Annotated in this window: 18 protein-coding genes and 2 tRNA genes; 14 read left to right on the top strand and 6 right to left on the bottom strand. The window is 56.5% G+C overall.

Annotated elements, in window-relative coordinates:
• Positions 1-61: 61 nt before the first annotated feature.
• The 14 genes from folP (at position 62) to HALO_RS20925 (ending at position 14,376) form a co-directional block, all read left to right on the top strand.
• Positions 62-976, top strand: coding sequence for a dihydropteroate synthase (gene folP, locus HALO_RS20990; protein ID WP_050713980.1), 915 nt, complete (start codon positions 62-64; stop codon positions 974-976).
• Positions 973-2,322, top strand: coding sequence for a phosphoglucosamine mutase (glmM, locus tag HALO_RS20985; RefSeq protein ID WP_050713979.1), 1,350 nt, complete (start codon positions 973-975; stop codon positions 2,320-2,322). The genes folP and glmM overlap by 4 nt, the downstream gene beginning before the upstream one ends.
• A gap of 134 nt (positions 2,323-2,456) precedes the next feature.
• Positions 2,457-3,206, top strand: a complete 750-nt coding sequence (tpiA, locus tag HALO_RS20980) for a triose-phosphate isomerase (protein WP_035582946.1) — start codon at positions 2,457-2,459, stop codon at positions 3,204-3,206.
• A 4-nt stretch (positions 3,207-3,210) separates the two neighbouring features.
• Positions 3,211-3,570: a preprotein translocase subunit SecG gene (gene secG / locus HALO_RS20975; protein WP_035582950.1), complete on the top strand. Its 360-nt coding sequence runs from the start codon at positions 3,211-3,213 to the stop codon at positions 3,568-3,570.
• 48 nt (positions 3,571-3,618) lie between these two features.
• Positions 3,619-3,705, top strand: a tRNA-Leu gene (locus tag HALO_RS20970).
• Positions 3,706-3,882: 177 nt separating this feature from the next.
• Positions 3,883-3,959, top strand: a tRNA-Met gene (locus HALO_RS20965).
• Between the two features lie 316 nt (positions 3,960-4,275).
• Positions 4,276-4,737, top strand: coding sequence for a ribosome maturation factor RimP (gene rimP, locus HALO_RS20960; protein ID WP_007111828.1), 462 nt, complete (start codon positions 4,276-4,278; stop codon positions 4,735-4,737).
• A gap of 72 nt (positions 4,738-4,809) precedes the next feature.
• Entirely contained in the window at positions 4,810-6,324 is a 1,515-nt protein-coding gene (gene nusA, locus HALO_RS20955; protein ID WP_050713978.1) for a transcription termination factor NusA, read from the top strand.
• A 27-nt stretch (positions 6,325-6,351) separates the two neighbouring features.
• Positions 6,352-8,946: a translation initiation factor IF-2 gene (gene infB / locus HALO_RS20950; RefSeq protein WP_050713977.1), complete on the top strand. Its 2,595-nt coding sequence runs from the start codon at positions 6,352-6,354 to the stop codon at positions 8,944-8,946.
• Positions 8,947-8,964: 18 nt separating this feature from the next.
• A complete protein-coding gene (rbfA, locus tag HALO_RS20945; RefSeq protein ID WP_035582954.1) occupies positions 8,965-9,381 on the top strand; it encodes a 30S ribosome-binding factor RbfA in 417 nt (138 codons plus the stop codon).
• The gene (gene truB, locus HALO_RS20940; protein WP_035582956.1) at positions 9,381-10,301 is read left to right on the top strand and encodes a tRNA pseudouridine(55) synthase TruB; all 921 of its coding nucleotides are present in this window, start codon (positions 9,381-9,383) and stop codon (positions 10,299-10,301) included. The genes rbfA and truB overlap by 1 nt, the downstream gene beginning before the upstream one ends.
• Positions 10,302-10,409: 108 nt before the next feature.
• Positions 10,410-10,679: a 30S ribosomal protein S15 gene (gene rpsO, locus HALO_RS20935; RefSeq protein ID WP_007111823.1), complete on the top strand. Its 270-nt coding sequence runs from the start codon at positions 10,410-10,412 to the stop codon at positions 10,677-10,679.
• A gap of 178 nt (positions 10,680-10,857) precedes the next feature.
• Positions 10,858-13,026 (top strand): polyribonucleotide nucleotidyltransferase, encoded by a 2,169-nt coding sequence (gene pnp / locus HALO_RS20930; protein WP_035582958.1) that lies wholly within the window; start codon positions 10,858-10,860, stop codon positions 13,024-13,026.
• A 180-nt stretch (positions 13,027-13,206) separates the two neighbouring features.
• The gene (locus HALO_RS20925; protein ID WP_050713976.1) at positions 13,207-14,376 is read left to right on the top strand and encodes an MFS transporter; all 1,170 of its coding nucleotides are present in this window, start codon (positions 13,207-13,209) and stop codon (positions 14,374-14,376) included.
• A 69-nt stretch (positions 14,377-14,445) separates the two neighbouring features.
• On the opposite strand, the gene HALO_RS20920 is transcribed toward HALO_RS20925, so the two are convergent.
• The 6 genes from HALO_RS20920 to pcnB form a co-directional block, all read right to left on the bottom strand.
• On the bottom strand, positions 14,446-15,624 hold the full coding sequence (locus HALO_RS20920) for an acetyl-CoA C-acetyltransferase (RefSeq protein WP_035562738.1): 1,179 nt from the start codon (positions 15,622-15,624) through the stop codon (positions 14,446-14,448).
• A gap of 219 nt (positions 15,625-15,843) precedes the next feature.
• Complete coding sequence (gene panD / locus HALO_RS20915) at positions 15,844-16,224, bottom strand: aspartate 1-decarboxylase (RefSeq protein WP_007111819.1); 381 nt, start codon at positions 16,222-16,224, stop codon at positions 15,844-15,846.
• A 29-nt stretch (positions 16,225-16,253) separates the two neighbouring features.
• Complete coding sequence (panC, locus tag HALO_RS20910) at positions 16,254-17,126, bottom strand: pantoate--beta-alanine ligase (RefSeq protein ID WP_035582962.1); 873 nt, start codon at positions 17,124-17,126, stop codon at positions 16,254-16,256.
• A gap of 59 nt (positions 17,127-17,185) precedes the next feature.
• Entirely contained in the window at positions 17,186-17,977 is a 792-nt protein-coding gene (gene panB, locus HALO_RS20905; protein WP_035582964.1) for a 3-methyl-2-oxobutanoate hydroxymethyltransferase, read from the bottom strand.
• Positions 17,978-18,135: 158 nt separating this feature from the next.
• A complete protein-coding gene (gene folK / locus HALO_RS20900) occupies positions 18,136-18,630 on the bottom strand; it encodes a 2-amino-4-hydroxy-6-hydroxymethyldihydropteridine diphosphokinase (protein ID WP_035582966.1) in 495 nt (164 codons plus the stop codon).
• Positions 18,630-20,012 carry a polynucleotide adenylyltransferase PcnB gene (pcnB, locus tag HALO_RS20895; RefSeq protein WP_009287938.1) on the bottom strand — a complete coding sequence of 461 codons (1,383 nt, stop codon included), beginning with the start codon at positions 20,010-20,012 and terminating at the stop codon, positions 18,630-18,632. Before pcnB ends, folK begins: the two co-directional genes overlap by 1 nt.
• Between the last annotated feature and the right edge of the window lie 779 nt (positions 20,013-20,791).

Below are 20,791 nucleotides of genomic sequence, written 5' to 3'. Positions count from 1 at the left end.
CCTTTTTTGATATGCTATGTACATAGCACTGCAATGTTTCTTTTCTTGACCAGGCTGCAGCATGAAATCAATTCTGGACACGTCCTCTACGCAAAACGCTGACAATGCTTTCCAACTGCGCTGTGGGCGTCATCTGCTGGATCTCTCCTTTCCCCGGGTGATGGGCATTCTCAATGTGACGCCGGACTCTTTTTCCGATGGTGGGCAGCACGTGGCATTGGATGATGCTTTGCGCCACGGTGAACGGATGCTGGCCGAAGGGGCGGCGATGATTGACGTGGGCGGCGAATCGACCCGTCCAGGGGCTACCCCGGTCAGCCCGCAAGAAGAGTTGGATCGAGTGGCGCCGGTGGTGGAAGTCCTGGTGCGCGAGCTGGATGCGTTGGTGTCGGTCGATACGAGCTGCCCGACCGTCATACGCGAGGCGAGTGAGCTGGGGGCTGGAATGATTAACGATGTGCGCGCCCTTGAACGGGAAGGCGCGCTGTTGGCCGCGGTGGGCAGTGGCCTGCCTGTTTGCCTGATGCATCGCCAGGGTGAGCCGCAGGATATGCAGCAATCGCCCGCCTATCAGCGCCCCATCGAAGAAGAGGTGGCGGACTATCTGGCGCGCCGGGTGGCCGAGTGCGAGGCGGCCGGTCTGCGCCGCAATCGTCTCTTGATTGACCCCGGCTTTGGCTTCGGCAAAACCGTTGAACACAATCTACGCTTACTCAAATATATGCAAACGCTACAAGCACTGGAGCTTCCCTTGCTGGKGGGTATGTCACGCAAAAGCATGATTGGCAAGGTGCTGGGCCGTCCGGTGGAGGAGCGCCTCTGCGGTGGTTTAGCGCTCGCTGCCATGGCGGTGGAGCGTGGCGCGAATATTCTGCGTGTGCATGATGTGGCTGCCACGGTTGATGCAGTCAATATGGCGTGGGCGGTACTACAAGAAGGCTGCGAGCCGCCGCTAAACAAGGAGTTTGACGCATGACAAGACGCTATTTCGGGACGGATGGCATCCGCGGCACGGTGGGTAAATCACCCATTACGGCTGATTTTATGCTCAAGCTGGGTTGGGCGGCGGGTCAGGTGCTGCGCCGGGATAAAGGGCGAACGCGGGTGCTGATCGGCAAAGATACCCGGATCTCTGGCTATATGTTTGAATCCGCCTTAGAGGCAGGGCTTTCCGCGGCGGGTGTCGATGTATCCCTGCTGGGACCCATGCCCACGCCAGGAATTGCCTACTTAACGCGCACCTTCCGTGCCGACGCGGGGATTGTCATCTCGGCATCGCATAACCCGTTTGACGATAACGGCATCAAGTTTTTCTCTGCCGAGGGCAAGAAACTCCCCGATGAGACAGAAGACCGTATCGAGACGATGCTAGAGGCGCCGCTGACCACCGCGGAAGCTGCCCAGTTGGGTAAAGCAMCCCGTATTGATGACGCTGCAGGCCGTTACATCGAGTTTTGCAAATCGACACTGCCTGATCGGCTTAGTCTGCATGGCCTCAAAATCGTGCTGGATTGTGCTCACGGCGCTACTTACCATATCGCACCCAATGTGTTTCGCGRGCTGGGAGCTGACGTTACCACCATTGGCGCCTCGCCGGATGGGTTAAATATTAACCAGCAGGTGGGCTCAACCCATCCCGCCGCGCTGCGTGCTGCGGTGATCCAGCAAAATGCTGATTTAGGAATCGCCTTTGACGGCGATGGTGACCGCGTGCTGCTGGTAGACGGCGATGGCCGCGAAGTCGACGGCGACGATATTCTCTATCTGATTGCCCGCGATCGCCACGAGCGTGGGTTGCTGCAAGGCGGCGTAGTGGGCACGCTGATGTCCAACTTTGGCTTGTCGATGGCGCTTGATAAGCTGGGGATTCCCTTTGAGCGCGCTAAAGKGGGCGACCGCTTTGTGATGGAGCGCATGGCCGCCAATGGCTGGGAGCTGGGTGGTGAGTCGTCTGGGCATATTGTATGTGGGCATGTGCAGACCACGGGGGATGGGATCGTTTCCGCGCTGCAGGTGTTGGCCTTGATGATGCGCGAGCAGAAGAGCCTGCCGACACTGTTAAAAGAGCTGGAAAAAGTGCCCCAGGCACTGGTCAATGTGCGCTTGCCCGCCGATACCCGCGCCAAAGACGTCATGGCATCTGCACCACTTCAGCAGGCGGTAGCGGCGCTAGAGCATGAGTTAGGGGATGAGGGCCGAGTGTTGCTACGCCCATCAGGGACTGAGCCGCTCATTCGTGTGATGGTGGAAGGGCGCGCCCATTTAGATGTCGATCAATTGGCGCGTGGCTTGGCCAGTCAGGTTCAGGCGCTACTTAATTAAATGTGTTCAACTAACCGGGAAAGCAAACCGGTTCAGCAAACTGGTTTAGTAAACCCAGCTTGTGGTTATAACAGCGGTTGTCTTGACAAGGCCGCTCCTATACCATTTCGCTCCACCTTGAGTGAGGAGAGTCGATGCGTACGCCTTTAATTGCCGGTAACTGGAAAATGAACGGTTCCGTGGCGCTGATTAACGAATTCGGCCAGGCCTTCTCCGCCGCCGTATCGCCAACCAACGTGGATGTCGTGGTTATTCCGCCGTTCCCCTATTTGGATGCGGCGCGCCATGCGTTTGAAGGTACGGTGCTGTCATTAGGCGCGCAAACGTTGAACCCTATTCACTCCGGGGCGCATACCGGTGAAGTCAGTGGCCGTATGCTAAAAGAGTTTGCGGTCTCTTATGTATTGGTGGGGCACTCCGAGCGACGCCAGCTCTATAAAGAGAGCGATGAGCAAATTTTCGCGCGTCTTTTGGCAGCCTTAAGTGTCGAGCTCAAGCCAATTCTCTGTGTGGGTGAGTCTCTAGAAGAGCGTGACGCAGGCCGCACGATGGAAGTGGTGCTTCGTCAAGTGGGGTATGTCATGTCCCGCTTAGAGCCTGATCAGCGCAAGCAGGTTGTTATTGCCTATGAGCCCGTTTGGGCAATTGGCACTGGCCGTACGGCTAGCCCTGAGCAGGCCCAGGACGTTATGGCAGGCATTCGTGCCTACCAGGCGGGTTTCGATAAGGGGCTCGCCGAGCAACTGCGTTTGCTTTACGGCGGCAGTATGAACGCAAGCAATGCGGCTGAGCTGCTCGCTCAGCCAGATATCGACGGCGGTCTAGTGGGCGGAGCCTCACTCAAGATCGATGATTTTTATGCCATTTGTCAGTCAGCAGGATAACGCCATGCAAGTTGCAATTCTTATGATTCATGTGGTGATTGCGGTCGCCCTGGTGGTACTCATCCTGCTTCAGCAGGGTAAAGGTGCCGAAGCCGGCGCGGCTTTCGGGGGTGGTGCATCACAGACCGTGTTTGGTTCACGGGGCAGCGGTAACTTTTTGTCGCGCACCACCGGCATTTTGGCGGCGGGCTTCTTCGCCACTTCAATGGCGCTAGCTTACTTTGCTACCCAAGCGGGTCAGGCGCCAGAAGCGGGTATTCCCGATTCGCGCCTGATCGAGCAGCAGCAAAGCGTTCCAACGCTTGACGACAGGCCTGCGGACGTGGATAATGCCGCGCCAGTGCTAGAGGAAAGCAGCGAGTAAGTAGTGCTCGTTGTTTAGACAGAAAGAGTTTCTTTAGCCTCCCCTGATGCCGAAGTGGTGGAATTGGTAGACACGCTATCTTGAGGGGGTAGTGACCGTATGGTCGTGCGGGTTCAAGTCCCGCCTTCGGCACCATCTGTTTTGCTGGCTTGCCAGCTTCCCAGAATGTTCTTTTGTTACCAGTAGGCCAGCGTTGGCAGCTGAGGCGAAAAAACAGCTTTAAGTAGGTGGCTTTTTTCAGTAAGTCGTTCTTGAAGCAAGTAGTTCTTGACGTAAGTGGCTTTAGTGTCTATTATCGTCGACCTAGATTGATGCGGGGTGGAGCAGTCTGGTAGCTCGTCGGGCTCATAACCCGAAGGTCATCGGTTCAAATCCGGTCCCCGCTACCATTTTCTAGTGGCATGTGTTGGCTTGTTATTTTTAAGATATATTGAAAAATAACGGTCATGCTAGGCTTAGCCTGTTACATGTTGCTAAGACGGTACTGGAAGTAGTACTTAAGAAATGGTACACAAGGTTTCTTTTAAAAAGCCCCTTCCAGTGAAGGGGCTTTTTGTTAGCAGCTTTTGAGTAGCAAGAATATCTTAATAGCGGATGTCGTCCGGATAAGCGGAGACACATTCCCGAGTAACGCCAATCAGCCACCTAGCTTTTCTAATAACTCCTGGCCAGGTGCCTGATGCAACGGCTATAGGAGCTTTGTCTGTGGCCACTAAACACGCTGCGCTTCACGCGCTGATCGAACCTGTTGTTGCTGCCATGGGCTTTGAACTATGGGGCATCGACCATCTTTCCCAGGGCAAAAATTCGCGGCTGGTGATCTATATTGAGCGCGAAAGTGGCGTTAGCGTGGAAGACTGCGCAGATATTAGCCGCCAAGTCAGTGCTGTTATGGATGTAGAAGACCCCATTGCCGGTGAGTATCGGTTGGAAGTCTCCTCGCCAGGCATGGCACGTCCCTTGTATTCCCTGGATCAGTTTACCCGCTTTCAAGGTCATCACGTCGCGCTGAAACTGCGCACTGCCTTTGACGGGCGGCGCAAGTATCAAGGGCTTTTGGTCGGTGTTGAGGGGGATGAAGTGCTGCTACAACTGGATGGCGAAGAGTACTGCTTTCCAATTGAGAGTATTGATTCTGCTCACATTGTACCGCAGTTCGACGATTGACCGGGTGGCGGCGCTGCCGGCAGGCTGCCGGGGTGATGCACATAAGGATAGGTTTTCTGGCGAGGCATACGCATGAGTAAAGAAATTTTAATGGTCGTTGACGCGATCTCCAATGAGAAGGGCGTCCCGCGTGATGTCATCTTCGAAGCGGTCGAAGCCGCTCTTGCGAGCGCGTCACGTAAGCGTTTTGAAAAAGAAGAAGCCAATGTGCGCGTGCATATTGACCGTCGTACTGGGGAATATGAAACGTTCCGCACCTGGACGGTCGTCGAAGATGACGAATTCGAAACGCCCGACTACGAAATCAAAGAAAGCATCGCCGAGCAGCGTGATCCGCCGCTTAAATTAGGCGATGTGGTGGAAAAAAGCATCGAAAATGCGTCGTTCGGTCGTATTGCGGCGCAAACCGCTAAGCAGGTGATCGTACAGAAAGTACGTGAAGCTGAGCGGGCAGAAGTGGTGCGCCAATATGCTGATCGCGAAGGCGAACTGGTAGCGGGCATCGTTAAAAAGACCACTCGCGACGGCCTGATCATTGATTTGGGCGAAAACGCTGAGGCGTTTTTGCCGCGCAATGAAATGATTCACGGTGAGCGTTACCGCATGAACGAGCGGGTACGTGCCCTGTTGGTCAAGGTAGACCCAGACGCACGCGGTGCCCAGCTTCAGCTATCGCGGACGTGCCCCGAGCTGATCATCGAGCTGTTCAAAATTGAAGTGCCAGAGATCGCAGAGCAGTTGATTGAGATCAAAGGTGCTGCGCGTGACCCCGGTTCACGGGCCAAAATTGCGGTAAAAACCAATGATCGCCGCATCGACCCGGTCGGTGCCTGTGTGGGTATGCGCGGTTCACGCGTTCAAGCGGTCTCTTCGGAGCTGCAAAACGAACGCGTTGATATCGTGCTGTGGGATGACAATCCCGCCCAGTTGGTGATTAACGCCATGGCACCTGCCGATGTTGGGTCTATCCTTGTGGACGAGGATGCCCACGCAATGGATGTGGCCGTGGCGCAGGATAACCTTGCTCAGGCGATTGGTCGGAGCGGTCAGAACGTGCGTTTGGCTTCTGAACTTACCGGCTGGCGCATTAATGTCATGACCGAAGAGGAAGCGGAGTCTAAGCGCGATCAAGAGATTGATARCCTGGTGGACTCTTTTATCCAGCACCTCGATGTGGATGAAGATGTCGCTCGCCTGTTGGTGGATGAGGGGTTCACTACCCTGGAAGAAGTCGCCTACGTGCCGATGGAAGAGATGCTCGAAATCGAAGAGTTCGATGAAGATTTAGTCGAAGCGCTTCGTGCACGTGCGAAAGACGAGCTGCTGACGATGGCCATTGCCACGGAAGAAGCGCTAGACGGTGCCCAGCCAGCAGCAGATCTGCTGGAGATGGATGGCATGGAGCGCCACCTGGCCTTCATTCTGGCCAGTCGCGGCATCGTTACCATGGAAGATCTCGCCGAGCAGTCTGTCGACGATCTGGTCGATATCGAGGAGTTGGACGAAGCGCGCGCAGCGGCACTGATCATGACTGCCCGTGCGCCCTGGTTTGAAGTCGATGACGCATCGGATTCGAACACACAGTAAACAGGTCACGGGCTGAGGAGGGTCAATATGTCAGATATGACAGTTAAAGATTTCGCAGGAAAGGTGGKCCGTGATGTGCCTCGCCTACTAGAGCAAATGAAAGAAGCGGGTTTGAAGCACGCTTCAGAAAGCGATGCTGTGTCTGAAGAAGATAAGCAGAAGCTGCTGAGTTTCTTGAAGAAGAGCCATGGCGGTAGCGACACTGCTGAAGCGGGCAAAAACCGTATCACGCTGACGCGCAAAACCCGTAGCCGTATCAATACCGGCGAGCGCGGCAAAACCATCGAAGTGCAGGTACGTAAGAAAAAAACCTACGTCAAAAGCGCTGAAGATGAAAAGCCGAAAGCACCGGAGCCTAGCTACACCGGCCCCCGCCAGCTAGTGGGCGATATGGCGGAAGCTGAAGCTGAGCGCAAGGTTTCCGATGCGCGTGAAGCCGAGGAAAAAGCTGCTGCGAAGAAAGCTCGAGCTGCGCAGGTAGCTGAAGCGACAGCGCGTAGCAATAAAGAAGCTGAAGCCGCCGCGCATAGTAAGCAAGAGGCTGAATCAACGCCAAGAGCCACTAAAGCACCGGCGACGCCTGATATCCCGGTGCCGAATCTTGAAATCGACGACACGCCGTCCGGTGACGATATGCCGCCAGCGCCGCCGAAAGAAGGCCGCTCTGACCGTCGTACTGCGCCGCCGAAGAAGGCTGCAGCAAAAGCCAAGGGTCGTCGTGACGATGAAGATCGTGGTGATCGCGAAGAACGCAAGCGCGGTGGCGGCGGTAAGAAGGTAAAACGTGCCGAGCAGCGTCGTGGTGGTCGCCGTGGTGGCAACCAGACCGGCAACGGCAAGCACGCTTTCCAGAAACCGACTCAGCCGATTGTGCGTGAAGTATCGATCCCTGAATCGATCAGCGTGGCGGAATTGGCCGACAAAATGTCGATCAAAGCCAACGAAGTCATCAAGGCCATGTTCAACATGGGCGCGGCAGTGACCATTAACCAAACCATCGATCAGGATACGGCTGCGATCGTGGTGGAAGAGATGGGTCATACGCCGAAGCTGGTGAAAGATGACGCGCTGGAAACGGAAATGCTTGAAGGCATCTCCTATGAAGGCGAAGAGATCACCCGCTCGCCCGTAGTGACCGTTATGGGTCACGTTGACCACGGTAAAACTTCGCTGCTCGATTACATCCGTAAAGCGAAAGTAGCCACGGGTGAGGCTGGCGGTATTACCCAGCATATCGGTGCCTACCACGTGGAAGATAACCACGGTGGCGTGACCTTCCTGGATACCCCAGGCCACGCGGCGTTTACCGCTATGCGTGCCCGTGGTGCCAAGGCGACGGACGTCGTCATCCTGGTCGTCGCAGCGGATGATGGCGTGATGCCTCAGACGATTGAGGCGATTGAACACTCCAAAGCTGCCGAAGTGCCCATGGTGGTAGCGGTCAACAAGATCGATAAAGATGGTATCGATCTTGATCGCATCAAAAATGAGCTTTCCCAGCACGGCGTGATCTCGGAAGAGTGGGGCGGCGACACCCAGTTTGTTCACGTGTCTGCTAAGACCGGTGAAGGTATGGAAGAGCTGCTGGAAGCGATCCAGCTGGCCTCCGAAGTGCTTGAGCTAAAAGCCGTGCCTTCCGCGCCCGGTAAAGGTGTTGTGGTTGAGTCACGCCTTGATAAAGGACGTGGTCCGGTCGCTACCGTACTGGTTCAGAACGGCACGCTGAGAAAGGGCGATATCGTCCTGGCTGGCCTGCACTATGGTCGTGTACGTGCGCTGACCAACGAACTTGCCCAGCAGGTTGATTCGGTTGGCCCGGCCATGCCGGTAGAGATTCAAGGCTTGGGCGGTACGCCGGATGCCGGTGATGACTTTATGGTCGTTGCTGACGAGAAGAAAGCCCGCGAAGTAGCTAACTTCCGTCAAGGCAAGTACCGCGAAGTGCGCCTGGCGCGTCAGCAGAAGGCCAAGCTGGAGAACATGTTCAGCCAGATGGGCCAAGACGAAGTGGCCAAGGTCAACATCGTCCTCAAAGCCGACGTTCAAGGTTCGCTGGAAGCGATCAAAGGCGCTCTGGAAGAGCTCTCTACGGGTGAAGTTGAAGTCGCCGTGGTTTCCTCTGGTGTGGGTGGTATCACCGGTMCCGATGCCAACCTGGCGCTTGCGTCGGAAGCCATCGTGGTCGGCTTTAACGTCCGTGCTGACGCCGCTGCCCGTGAGATCATCGAACGTGAAGGTCTGGATCTGCGCTACTACAGCGTTATTTACCAGCTGATCGACGAGGTCAAGCAGGCGATGAGCGGTATGCTCGCACCTGAGTGGAAAGAAGAGATCGTCGGTATTGCCGAAGTACGCGACGTCTTCCGTGCGCCGAAGATTGGTGCCATCGCTGGCTGTATGGTCATCGAAGGCAGCGTGCATCGTAATAAGAAGATCCGCGTGTTGCGTGATGACGTGGTGATCTACGAAGGCGAGCTCGAATCGCTGCGCCGCTTCAAAGACGATGTGCAGGAAGTGCGCAACGGCATGGAGTGTGGCATCGGCGTGAAGAACTACAACGATGTCCAAGTCGGCGATAAGATCGAAGTCTTCGACCAAGTGAAGGTCGAGCGTAGCCTGTAAGGCTGCGAGGAGCTAAACATGCGCGAATTTAAGCGTACTGACCGGGTAGCCGACCAGCTCCAAAAGGAGCTGGCGGTATTGATCCAACGCGAAGTGAAAGACCCACGTTTGGGCATGGTCACGGTCAGCGGTGTCACCGTTAGCCGTGACCTTGGCTACTCCGACGTCTACGTCACTTTGTTGGGTGAGCAAGAGCCCGAGCGTATTAAAGAGAATCTGCAGGTGCTTAAGCGCGCTGCGGGTTTTCTAAGAAGCCAGATTGCTAAGCGCATCAAGCTACGTCACGTGCCAGAACTACGTTTTCATTTCGATGAAAGCGTGGTGCGCGGTCAGCAACTCTCTTCACTGATTGATGAAGCGGTCACCACTGACCGCGCACGCAATCAAAGTGAAGAAGGGGACGACGCTGCCGAGCAAAGTGAGGAAACTCGCTAGTGGCGCGTCAACGTCGTGGTTTGCCGGTCAATGGCGTACTGCTGCTGGATAAGCCCAAAGGCGTTTCCAGCAACCATGCGCTGCAGCGTGTACGTCGGCTGTTCCAGGCTCAAAAAGCCGGGCACACCGGCACGCTCGACCCGATGGCAACCGGCTTATTGCCGATTTGCCTAGGCGAAGCGACCAAGTTCTCGTCGCACTTGCTGGAAGCCGACAAGGTGTATCGCACCCGGATAGAGCTTGGGGTGATCACCGATACCGGCGATGCGGAAGGCACGATTATTGAGCAGCATGAGGTTCCCAGTTTAAGCGCCGATGACGTGGAAACTGTGCTCACCCGCTTTCGCGGTGAGATTGACCAAGTGCCTCCCATGTACTCGGCGCTAAAGCATCAGGGCAAAAAACTTTACGAGTTAGCCCGCGAAGGCAAACACGTAGAGCGTGCAGCTCGGCGGGTAAGCGTGTATGATGCGCGCCTGCTATCGTTTGAAGGCAGCGCTTTTGAGCTGGAAGTAAGCTGCAGTAAAGGCACTTACATCCGCACGTTAGCCGAAGATATTGGTCAAGCGCTTGGCTGTGGTGCGCACATCAGTCAACTAAGAAGGCTCAAAACAGGGCCCTTTTTAGCCGACGCGATGTGGACGCTAGAGGCCTTGGAAGCACTGGCCGACCAGGCAGCACTGGAAGCTGAGCTAATGCCCGTGGATGTGCTGGTGGATCATTTGCCGTTACTGACGGTAGACGACACCGCCCACGCCCGTTTGGCCCATGGCCAGCCCGCTGCTCTCGAAACCGGCGCATTAGCCGCAGACGAAGTAGCCAGACTTTATTACGCCGAGACGTTTATCGGCCTTGGCGTAGTGAAAGGTGCCCAGGAAGTGGCGCCTAAGCGGCTGTTAAGTACCGTCGCTATCTCGTAATCAGCGTTGCAAGGACGCAGCACTTTACGGGAAAATAGTAGCTTGAGACTGCAAATATGCGTGGTCTCACCCATTCATTTTTAGGCATATTGCTTACTGGAGAGACAGATGGCTTTAACCGCTGAGAAGAAGGCCGAGATCGTCACTGAATACGGCCGCGGCGATAACGATACCGGTTCCCCTGAAGTACAGGTTGCACTGCTGAGCGCCAACATCAATGGCCTGCAGGACCACTTCAAGACCAACAAACAGGATCACCACTCTCGTCGTGGTCTGATCCGCATGGTTAACCAGCGTCGTAAGTTGCTGGACTACCTAAAGCGTAAAGATTTCGAACGCTATCAGTCCCTGATCCAGCGTTTAGGTCTGCGTCGTTAAGCGTTAACGGCAACGATTCGAAASGGGCAGCTCATAAAGAGCTGCCCGTTTTTTTATGTTTCGGGTTTATCTCAATAGTGCTGGGGGCAAGCAGGAACTGGTAGCCCTATCGCGTTCCAGCGCCTAGAATGGTAACCAGTCAAAACGACCTAAACGAATAGACAAGTAGATATTGATAATGCTGAAGGAAGTCGCTGTGAATCCGGTAAAGAAAACGTTCCAGTACGGTCGTAGCACCGTCACGCTCGAAACCGGGCGTATTGCTCGCCAAGCCACCGGCGCTGTCATGGTTACCATGGACGACACCGTCGTGCTGTGTACCGTGGTCGCTCGTAAAGAGGCTAACCCGAGCCAACCCTTTTTCCCTCTCTCGGTACACTACCAGGAGAAAACCTACGCAGTGGGCAAAATTCCTGGCGGCTTCTTTAAGCGCGAAGGACGACCCACTGAGAAAGAGACGCTGACTTCGCGGCTGATCGATCGCCCGATCCGTCCGCTGTTCCCCAAAGGCTTTATGAACGAAGTGCAGGTCGTCTGTACCGTTCTCTCCACCGACCGTAATCACGATCCGGATATTGCCGCACTGCTGGGTACTTCCGCAGCGCTGAGCATCTCTGGCGTGCCGTTTAGTGGCCCGATCGGCGCAGCCCGCGTTGGTTTTAACGAAGAGAAAGGCTACTTCCTCAACCCAACCGTTGAAGAACTGGCCACCTCTGAGCTCGACATGGTCGTCGCCGGTACTGAAAAAGCCGTGCTGATGGTTGAGTCTGAAGCTAAAGAGCTGCTTGAAGACGAAATGCTGGGAGCCGTACTGTTCGGCCACCAAGAGATGCAGGTAGCGATCAGCGCCATCAACGAACTGGTTGCTGAAGCCGGTAAGCCGCGCTGGGAGTGGCAGGCCGCCGAAGAGAACCAGGCGCTCAAAACCGCTATGGCCGATGCGTTTGAGGCTAAAGTGGGCGATGCTTACCGCATCACCGACAAAATGCAGCGCCAGGATGCACTGGCTGAGTTGAAAGACCAGGCGATTGAACAGCTGGCAGCCGATGAAGGCGAACCGGTTAACGACAAGTTCAGTAAAGATGACGTTAAAGGTGCTTTTGCTAGCCTGGAAAAACGCGTGGTGCGTTCGCGGGTTGTCAAAGGCGAGCCGCGTATTGATGGTCGCGACAACCAGACCGTGCGCCCGCTGGCTATCGAAGTCGGCGTGCTGCCAAAAGCCCACGGTTCGGCCATCTTTACCCGTGGTGAGACCCAGGCGATAGCCGTGGCAACGCTGGGCACGCTGCGTGACTCACAGCTAATTGAATCACTGGAAGGCGAGCGTAAAGACCGCTTTATGCTGCACTACAACTTCCCTCCCTACTCGGTAGGCGAAGCGGGCTTTATGGGTGGCCCTAAGCGTCGTGAAATCGGCCATGGCCGCCTAGCGCGTCGCGGCGTACAGGCGATGCTGCCATCCGAAGATACCTTCCCCTATACCATTCGCGTGGTCTCGGAAATCACCGAGTCTAACGGCTCTAGCTCGATGGCTTCCGTATGTGGCTCTTCGCTGGCGTTGATGGATGCAGGCGTGCCGCTAAAAGCACCGGTGGCGGGTATCGCAATGGGTCTGGTAAAAGACCCGGACGGCTTCGCGGTATTGACCGATATCCTGGGTGATGAAGACCACCTCGGCGATATGGACTTTAAAGTCGCAGGTTCTGAAGAGGGCGTTACCGCCCTGCAGATGGACATCAAGATCGAAGGCATCAACGAAGAGATTATGGAGCTCGCGCTGCAGCAAGCACTGACCGCGCGGCTGAGTATTCTTGAGCAGATGAATGTGGTGATCAGCCAGAGCCGTAGCGATGTCTCCGACAACGCCCCGTCCATGGCAACGATTAAAATCGAYCCCGACAAGATCCGCGATGTGATCGGTAAAGGCGGCGCGATGATTCGTAAAATCTGCGAAGACACCGGCGCTTCAATCGATCTCGACGACGACGGCACCGTACGTATCTACGCGGAAGATAAAGCCGCCGCCAAGCGCGCCATTGACACCGTACTGGCGATTACCGCTGAAGCGGAAATCGGCAAGCTGTATATGGGTAAAGTGGTACGCATTGCTGACTTCGGCGCGTTCGTGAACATCATGCCGGGTACCGATGGCCTGGTGCACATCTCGCAAATCGTTGCCGAGCGCGTTAACAACGTGCGCGACTTCTTGAACGAAGGCGATGACGTGATTGTGAAGGTACTTGATATCGACAACCGCAACCGCGTGAAGCTGTCGATGAAAGAGATCACTGAAGAAGAGAAAACCGCTTTCGCAGCAGAAGCAGCGGAAACCGAAGCGACGATTTAAATCGCTGGCTAGGTTTCTGATACCGCCCTCGTAGCCTCTGGCTGCGGGGGCTTTGTTTTTGCTAGGTATTTTTTTGCTAGGTACCGTTTTAGCAAAGCACTTTTTTACTAGATAGTGTTTTGATGTTAGCTAAAGCTATGTTCGCCGGGATTTAGACAGTCAACAGTCAGGGAGCAGCAGATGGAGCAGCAACAAGCGCCGCGCTGGTGGGCGGTGGTGGCCGKGATGATCGGCATTTTTTTACTGGTGACCGCGGAGCAGCTGCCGATTGGGTTGCTTTCTCAGGTGGCATCGAGCATGGGCGTTACCCCCGGCATGGCAGGCTTAATGGTCACCGTGCCCGGCGTGGTCGCTGCCTTTTCAGCCCCGCTGCTGCCGGTCGCGGTGGGGCGCTTGGATCGGCGTATTATGCTCACGGTATTGATGGTCGTGATGGTGGCCGGGAGTGTGCTCTCGGCATTGGCCAGCAGCTTTATCCTGTTGCTTGCCGCCCGTGTGCTGGTGGGGCTTAGCATTGGTGGGTTTTGGGCGGTGGCGGGCAGTATTGCCCCGCGCCTTGTGCCGGAGGCACAGGTGCCTAAAGCGATGACGATGATTTTTGGTGGTGTCGCGGCAGCCTCGGTGCTGGGCGTACCGCTGGGCACGCTATTGGGCGATTTCAGCAACTGGCGGGTCGCCTTTGGGGCGCTGGGCGGTTTTAGCCTGTTAACGGCCATTGCGCTGTGGCGTTGGCTGCCGTCTTTGCCACCACGTGAACCTGTTCGTCTGCGAGTACTGGCGCAGCAATTTAGTAATCGTGGTGTACGGGTGGCGGTATTAACCACAGGGTTTGTGGTGGTGGGGCACTTTGCCGCCTACACCTTTATTAGCCCTATCCTGCAGGAGATTAGCGGTATTTCCCAGCGCCATGTGGGCAGCCTGCTCCTGCTCTACGGGGCCGCAGGCATCCTGGGCAACATTGCGGCGGGTATGTTCGCCGGGCGGCACCCCTACCGCGCGGTGCTGGSGATTCCCAGCCTGCTGCTTATCGTTGTAGCTGCTTTCCCGGTGCTGGGTATTCAACCGAGCAGTGGCGTGTTCTTGCTAATGGCCTGGGGCGCCGTGTTCGGCAGTGTATCGGTAAGCATTCAAACCTGGATTTTACGCACCGCACCCAATACCGAAGCCGCCACGGCGTTAATGGCGTTTACCTTCAATATGTCGATTGGTTTGGGGGCAATGGTCGGTGGGCGTATCGTTGATGGCACTAGCTTACCTATCGCCATGTGGGCGGCTTCCGGGCTATTCCTGCTGGGCGCGCTGCTGGTGCTGAGCACACCTGCCAGGGTGGTCGGTGAGAGGTCACGCTAATCATCTACAAGCCAAAAAATACCCCCGTCGCAACGGGGGCATGTTTGGCTGGTTAACCGAAGACGATTGTTAAGGACGCTCTATCGCCAGTGCGACACCCTGACCGCCGCCGATACACAGCGTCGCGAGGCCTTTCTTGGCGTCGCGGGCGATCATTTCGTGGAGCAGGGTGACCAGTACGCGGCAGCCGGAAGCGCCGATGGGGTGGCCTAGGGCAATGGCACCGCCGTTGACGTTGACCTTGCTGACATCCCAGCCAAGTTCTTTGTTAACGGAGAGTGCCTGGGCAGCGAAGGCTTCGTTGGCTTCTACCAGATCCAGGTCATCCAGGCTCCAGCCGGCTTTTTCCAAGCAGCGGCGGGTAGCCGGTGCGGGGCCGATACCCATAATGGCAGGATCAACGCCTGCGTTGGAGTAAGCGGCAATACGCGCCAGCGGCTCTAGCCCCAGCTGCTTGGCTTTTTCGGCGGAGCAGAGCATAACCACTGCCGCGCCGTCGTTGAGCGCCGAGGCGTTACCGGCGGTAACGGTGCCGTCTTTCTTAAACGCAGGGCGCATGCCGCCAAGCTTCTCCGCGGTAACTTCCCGTGGGTTCTCATCGGTATCAAACACCACCGGGTCGCCTTTGCGCTGGGGGATTTCCACCGGCACGATCTGACCTTTGAACTTACCTTCTTTGATGGCGGCAGCGGCTTTCTGCTGGGACGCTGCGGCGAACTCGTCCATCGCTTCGCGGGTGATGCCGTACTTCTCGGCCAAGTTCTCGGCAGTAATGCCCATGTGGTAGTTGTTGAACGCATCCCACAGGCCGTCGTGCACCATGGAATCAATTGCCTTCCAATCGCCCATGCGCTGACCGTTGCGGGAGTTGGGGAGTACGTGTGGCGAGGCGGACATGTTCTCCTGACCACCGGCCAGAATCAGCTCAGCATCGCCACAGCGAATGGCTTGAGTGGCGAGATGCAGCGCTTTAAGGCCTGAACCACACACTTTGTTGATGGTCATGGCCGGTACCGAGTCTGGCAGGCCGCCCTTGATAGCCGCTTGGCGCGCCGGGTTTTGGCCAACGCCTGCGGTGAGCACTTGGCCCAGCAGTACTTCGTCAACTTGATCGGGAGAAACGCCGGTTGAGGCGAGGATATCTTTGATCACCAAGGCGCCGAGGTCGCTCGCGGGAATACCTGCGAGGGAGCCGCCGAAAGCGCCCACAGCGGTGCGGCGTGCCGCAACAATGACTACTTCTTGCATAAGATGACTCCTGGAGTAATTAACAGACAGTCTGATGCCAGATGCCCGATAGGCGTGCTCTGCAGCCGTACTCTTTTATTCGTGCTGTGTCAGCCGTCTCTTCAGCATAGGGGAAGGTGGTGCGTTGCGGCAATAAACCTTTATGGGCAAATAAAAACGGGCCAACATGTGGCCCGTCAGGGGAAAGTAGTAGAGGCGCTAAGATTCGGCCAGTTGTGATCAGGCCAACTGCACCGGGATAATATTGCTGGTGTGGCTGACGTGGTTGCCTTCCTGCAGATACACCAGCGCAGGCTGGTGGTTTTCCAGTTCGGCTTCGGAGTAGTGGGCGTAGCTGCAGATAATGATCCGGTGGCCAGGGGCGGCAAGGTGGGCCGCAGCGCCGTTGATCGAGATAAGTTTGGAGCCTTCCTCACCGCGGATAGCGTAAGTGGTGAAGCGTTCGCCGTTCTCGACGTTGTAAATCTGGATCTGCTCATTTTCACGAATGCCCGCCATATCCAGCAAGTCACCGTCGATGGCGCAGGAGCCTTCGTAGTTGAGTACCGCGTGTGTGACGCGAGCCATGTGCAGCTTGGCTTTGAGCATAATGGTGTGCATTGTGAGTTCCTGTATTCCTCGTTGTTGGTTTATTCACTCATAGTCGTGGCAGCGCTGTTCGGGAGCTGAACCGTGAGGTTGTCGATTAATCGCGCCGGGCCTAGTTTGGCGGCGGCCAGCAGTACTGCCTGGCGAGTCGCTGGGCTGACCGGGGCGAGCGAGGCATCGCGCAATTCCAGGTAGTCCGGTGTAAAGCCCGCATCATACAGCGCGGCTTTACCCTGGTGTAGTACCTTTTCGATAGCGTCGCCATGTTCCAGTGCGTCGCGTAGTGTACACAGCGTTCGGTAGAGCACAGGGGCAATGGCGCGCTCCTCGCGACTTAAATAGCCGTTACGCGATGACAGTGCCAAACCATCTTCTGCGCGCACGATGGGCACGCCGATAATTTCGATGGGCATGTGCAGATCGCGCACCAGCTTACGAATCACCGCAAGCTGCTGGTAATCCTTCTCCCCAAAGCAGGCAATATCTGGCTGCACCAGATTAAACAGCATGCTGACCACGGTGGAGACGCCGTCGAAATGGCCGGGGCGTGAGCCGCCGCACAGCCCTTCGCCCACCACGGGCACATGCACGCGGGTCTGTGCGTCCAAGCCGTTAGGGTAGAGCGAGCTCGCCGCCGGGGCGAACAGCACGTCGCAGCCAGCCTCGATAAGCTGCGCTTGATCGGCATCAAAGGTACGCGGGTAGCCGTCTAAGTCTTCGCCTGGGCCAAACTGCATCGGATTGACGAACAGGCTTGCGACCACGATATCGGCGTGTTGGCGCGCGCAGGCGACCAGCGCTAGGTGGCCTGCGTGGAGATTGCCCATGGTGGGCACCAGGGCAATACGCTGGCCGCGTTGGCGGTAATCTCGCAGCGTGCTGCGGAGCTGATCAATGTCTCGCAAAGTGCGCATAGTCGTTTCGTATGAGTGACAAAAGGTGGTCGATAGACGAGATGCCTTAACCGTCATCTTTAAAAGCAGTGCTCTTGGGCTGGGAAAGTGCGTGTTTTGACCGCTTCATGGTAGCGCTGAAACGCAGTTTGAATGCTGTCCGCCTCAACCATAAAGTTTTTCACAAAGCGCGGCGTGCGTCCGTGGGTGACGCCCAGCACATCGTGCATCACCAGAATTTGGCCGTCGGTATCCGGTCCTGCGCCAATGCCAATCACCGGCACATCCAGCGCGGCGGTGACCGCTTTGCCCAGACTGGCAGGAACGCACTCGAGCAGAATCACCGAAGCGCCCGCCTCGACAAGTACTTTTGCGTCGTTAATGATGCGTTCCGCTTGAGCAGCGTCGCGTCCCTGCACTTTATAGCCACCTAGCTGATGCACGGTTTGCGGTGTTAAGCCCAGGTGGGCACACACCGGTACGCCGCGGCGGGTAAGTTCACGAATGCCATCGGCCATCCACGCTTCGCCTTCCAGTTTGACCAGCTCCGCGCCCGCGCGCATCACGGCACCGGCATCTTCCAACAGGCGCTCCGTGGTGGCGTTGCTCATAAAGGGGAGGTCTACCATCAGCAGGCTATGGCCTTTACCACGCGCCGCGCAGCGGGTGTGGTAAATGATATCGTCAATGGTGACGGGTAGGGTGCTGTTATGGCCCTGTAGCACCATGCCCAGCGAATCACCGACGAGCAGGACATCAATGCCTGCCTGGCTTGCCGCATGGGCAAAGGAGGCGTCGTAAGCGGTTAGGCAACTGAACGTCTCGCCAGCCTGCTTATAGGCCTGCAGCGTGCTTAGGGTGACGGTTTTCATGGCGTGCTCTCATGTTTTACGTGAGGCCGCTGCGACATAGGCAGCCGACCATTATTGATGCTGCATCCCTGCATGCGCGAAGTGGCGTAACCGGTAATTGTTACCTGAATGGGGTGTCGGTGTCGAGATTTGTGTCAAATGGTAGCGTTAGCCGCACACTAGGCGTTAGGTAAGCGTTCCAAGCCTTGGTTCTCAACTTGCTCAAGCCACGTGGATAGCGGCTGTTGGAGAAGGTCTAGAGAGGGGGCGATCTCTGCGAGGGGGAGCAGTACAAAGGCCCGGGCAGTCATTTGCGGGTGCGGTACGCGTAAACGCGGCGAGTTGATGTGGTCATTAGCGTAGAGCAGCAGGTCAAGATCAAGCGTGCGGGGCCCCCAGTGGCGCTGGCGGCGGCGGCGATGCTGCTGCTCTAACGCCTGAAGCTGGTCGAGTAGCGCCAGCGGCGAGAGCTGCGTCTCCAGCGCGGCCACCGCGTTGATAAAGTCCGGCTGATCCTGCGGCCCCACCGGGCGGCTGGCGTAAAGCGATGATGCTGCCACCAATCGACTTAGCGGTAGCATTGCCAGCTCGTTGAGGGCCTCGCGAACCTGCTCGATAGGCGACTCTAGATTGCTACCCAAGCCAATATAGGCGAGCTGGGAAGGCGCACCCACTACTCTGGCGCGCTCGGCTTACGGCGCCGTTTGCGACGACGGTCGCCCTGGCTGGCGGGGTCGCCGCCAACTTTTTGCAGCAGGCGACGCTGTTCGTGCTCATCGCCGCGCTGAAACGCCGTCCACCATTCGCCTAAACCACTGGGTATCTCGCCCGCCTGCTCGCGCAGCAGTAGCAGGTCATAGCCCGCCCGGAAACGAGAATGTTCGCGGGTTTGGAAAGCTTTTTTACCGCGCCGCTGAGGTAGGCGCTGCTGAAGCTCCCAAATTTCCCGCATGGGGATACCAAAGCGCTTGGGAATTGAGGTGAACTCTAACTGACGAGAAACCACCTGCTGAGCCGCCGCTTGAAGCGCAGGAATGGGCGGCATGCCCTCCTGTTCCAGTGCTTCCTGGCGATGTTTGACCGGTGCCCATAAAAACGCCGCCAGCAGAAACGCTGGGGTGACGGGGCGCTCTTCGGCGATACGTTTATCGGTATTGGTCAGCGCCTGTTCAATCAGCTCTTCGGCCCAGGCGGCATCGGCCATGGCTTCTTCGGCCTCGGGGAACAGCATGCCGAATAGGCCGTAGTGGCTAAGCAGCCGGAAGGTGACCAAGCCGTGGCCCGACATAAACAGCTTGAGCACTTCATCGAATAGGCGCGCTGGCGGAATCTGCAGCAGCAATGGCGCCTGGTCGTACATTGGCGCTTCGGTGGCCGGGTCTAGGGTGAAGTCGAGCTTAGCCGCAAAGCGCACCGCCCGCAGCATCCGCACCGGGTCTTCGCGGTAGCGTGTCGCCGGGTCGCCAATCAGGCGCAGGGTGCGGGTCTTGATGTCCTCGGCACCATTGGCAAAATCGGTGATGCTGAAGTCGGCGATATTGTAGTAGAGCGCATTAACGGTAAAGTCGCGCCGCAGGGCGTCTTCTTCAATATTGCCCCATACATTGTCACGCAGCAGCAACCCTTCATCTGACTGGTGGGCTATGTGATCGCCATGCTCGTCTTGGGGTTTGCCACGGAAGGTGGTGACCTCAATGACCTCGCGGCCAAAGCGCACGTGGACAATCCGAAAACGGCGGCCGATCAGGCGCGAGTTACGAAATAGATCGCGCACCTGTTCGGGGGTGGCGTTGGTGGCGACGTCAAAATCCTTGGGCATTTTGCCAAGCAGTGCATCGCGGATGCAGCCGCCCACCAAATAGGCGTCGAAACCAGCCCCGCTAAGGCGATAAAGCACTTTTAACGCGGCATCACTAATATGCTGGCGAGAAACAGGGTGCTCGGACCGAGGGATGTTGCGCGGAGTAAGGGCGCTGGTAGTGCTCTCTTGGGGATCAAGCAAGGTTTTCAATTGCTCCCCCGGGCTGTGTAGGAAACGGGTAAATCCTTTAAACATGCGACGATTTCAACTCGCAGGGTACATAAAAAAGTCAAGTATTGCGTAACATGGCTATGTAAAAAGCACGTCAAATGAGTACCTAACATAGACAGTTAATGTCCGAGTGTATCCGACCCCCCAAGGCTTGCAAAGCATTTGACGCTGGTTTGCATAAACTCAAGTGTCCAGACACGGAAAGGGGAGGCTAAGAGAGCCTCCCCTATTAAGCGATTAATCAGCGTCCCTGCTGCTGTTTTTCTTCATGATGGCACATCGCCCTGAATACGCACCGCAGTCGGTAGGCGTTAGGATCGCAATCGTTCCGACCGCCTCGTATTCAAAACAATAATCCAACCGCGAACTTTTCTCCCCCCGGGGAATTATTATTGGCGCCGGGGTGTACACACTGACAGCTATTGTTGTTGTTAGGATGCCAAGTCACGTTGTACGTCGCGTCCTTATCGGGCCACTTGCTGCTTTTGTTATTGTTCGCTGCGCCTGTGTAGACTGCGCAAGCAAGTAATGAGACTCAAGCCTATTGTTATTGTTAGTACCGTTATCTCTACCTGGCCCTGTTGTTTTTGTTGTGGCTCAGGTTGGGGTGAGGTCATGTTGTTTTTGTTGGTGACCTACCGCTATGCCCAGTTTGTTTTTCTTACCCAGTAATACTGCAGACGCTGTGCCACCTATTTAATAAATTATAAATTTCAGAAGGTTGGCGTTTTTTTGAACGTGGCGGAACTTAGCGGCGCAAAAAGTGTTACCCCTTCTGGGTCCGTTTGTGCGCGGCTTTGTGT

This window comes from Halomonas sp. R57-5 (genome assembly GCF_900070345.1).
GTDB lineage: Bacteria > Pseudomonadota > Gammaproteobacteria > Pseudomonadales > Halomonadaceae > Vreelandella > Vreelandella ventosae_B.
Note: the sequence above shows the minus strand (reverse complement) of the source record. Positions and strands in the feature narration are given on the sequence as shown.

What these genes read in the sequence shown, in the direction of transcription:
- panD (WP_007111819.1), bottom strand. Translation starts at nt 16,224, where the DNA reads ATGCACACCATTATGCTCAAAGCCAAGCTGCACATGGCTCGCGTCACA.
- panB (WP_035582964.1), bottom strand. Translation starts at nt 17,977, where the DNA reads ATGAAAACCGTCACCCTAAGCACGCTGCAGGCCTATAAGCAGGCTGGC.
- tpiA (WP_035582946.1), top strand. Translation starts at nt 2,457, where the DNA reads ATGCGTACGCCTTTAATTGCCGGTAACTGGAAAATGAACGGTTCCGTG.
- HALO_RS20920 (WP_035562738.1), bottom strand. Translation starts at nt 15,624, where the DNA reads ATGCAAGAAGTAGTCATTGTTGCGGCACGCCGCACCGCTGTGGGCGCT.
- rbfA (WP_035582954.1), top strand. Translation starts at nt 8,965, where the DNA reads ATGCGCGAATTTAAGCGTACTGACCGGGTAGCCGACCAGCTCCAAAAG.
- rpsO (WP_007111823.1), top strand. Translation starts at nt 10,410, where the DNA reads ATGGCTTTAACCGCTGAGAAGAAGGCCGAGATCGTCACTGAATACGGC.
- pcnB (WP_009287938.1), bottom strand. Translation starts at nt 20,012, where the DNA reads ATGTTTAAAGGATTTACCCGTTTCCTACACAGCCCGGGGGAGCAATTG.
- panC (WP_035582962.1), bottom strand. Translation starts at nt 17,126, where the DNA reads ATGCGCACTTTGCGAGACATTGATCAGCTCCGCAGCACGCTGCGAGAT.
- secG (WP_035582950.1), top strand. Translation starts at nt 3,211, where the DNA reads ATGCAAGTTGCAATTCTTATGATTCATGTGGTGATTGCGGTCGCCCTG.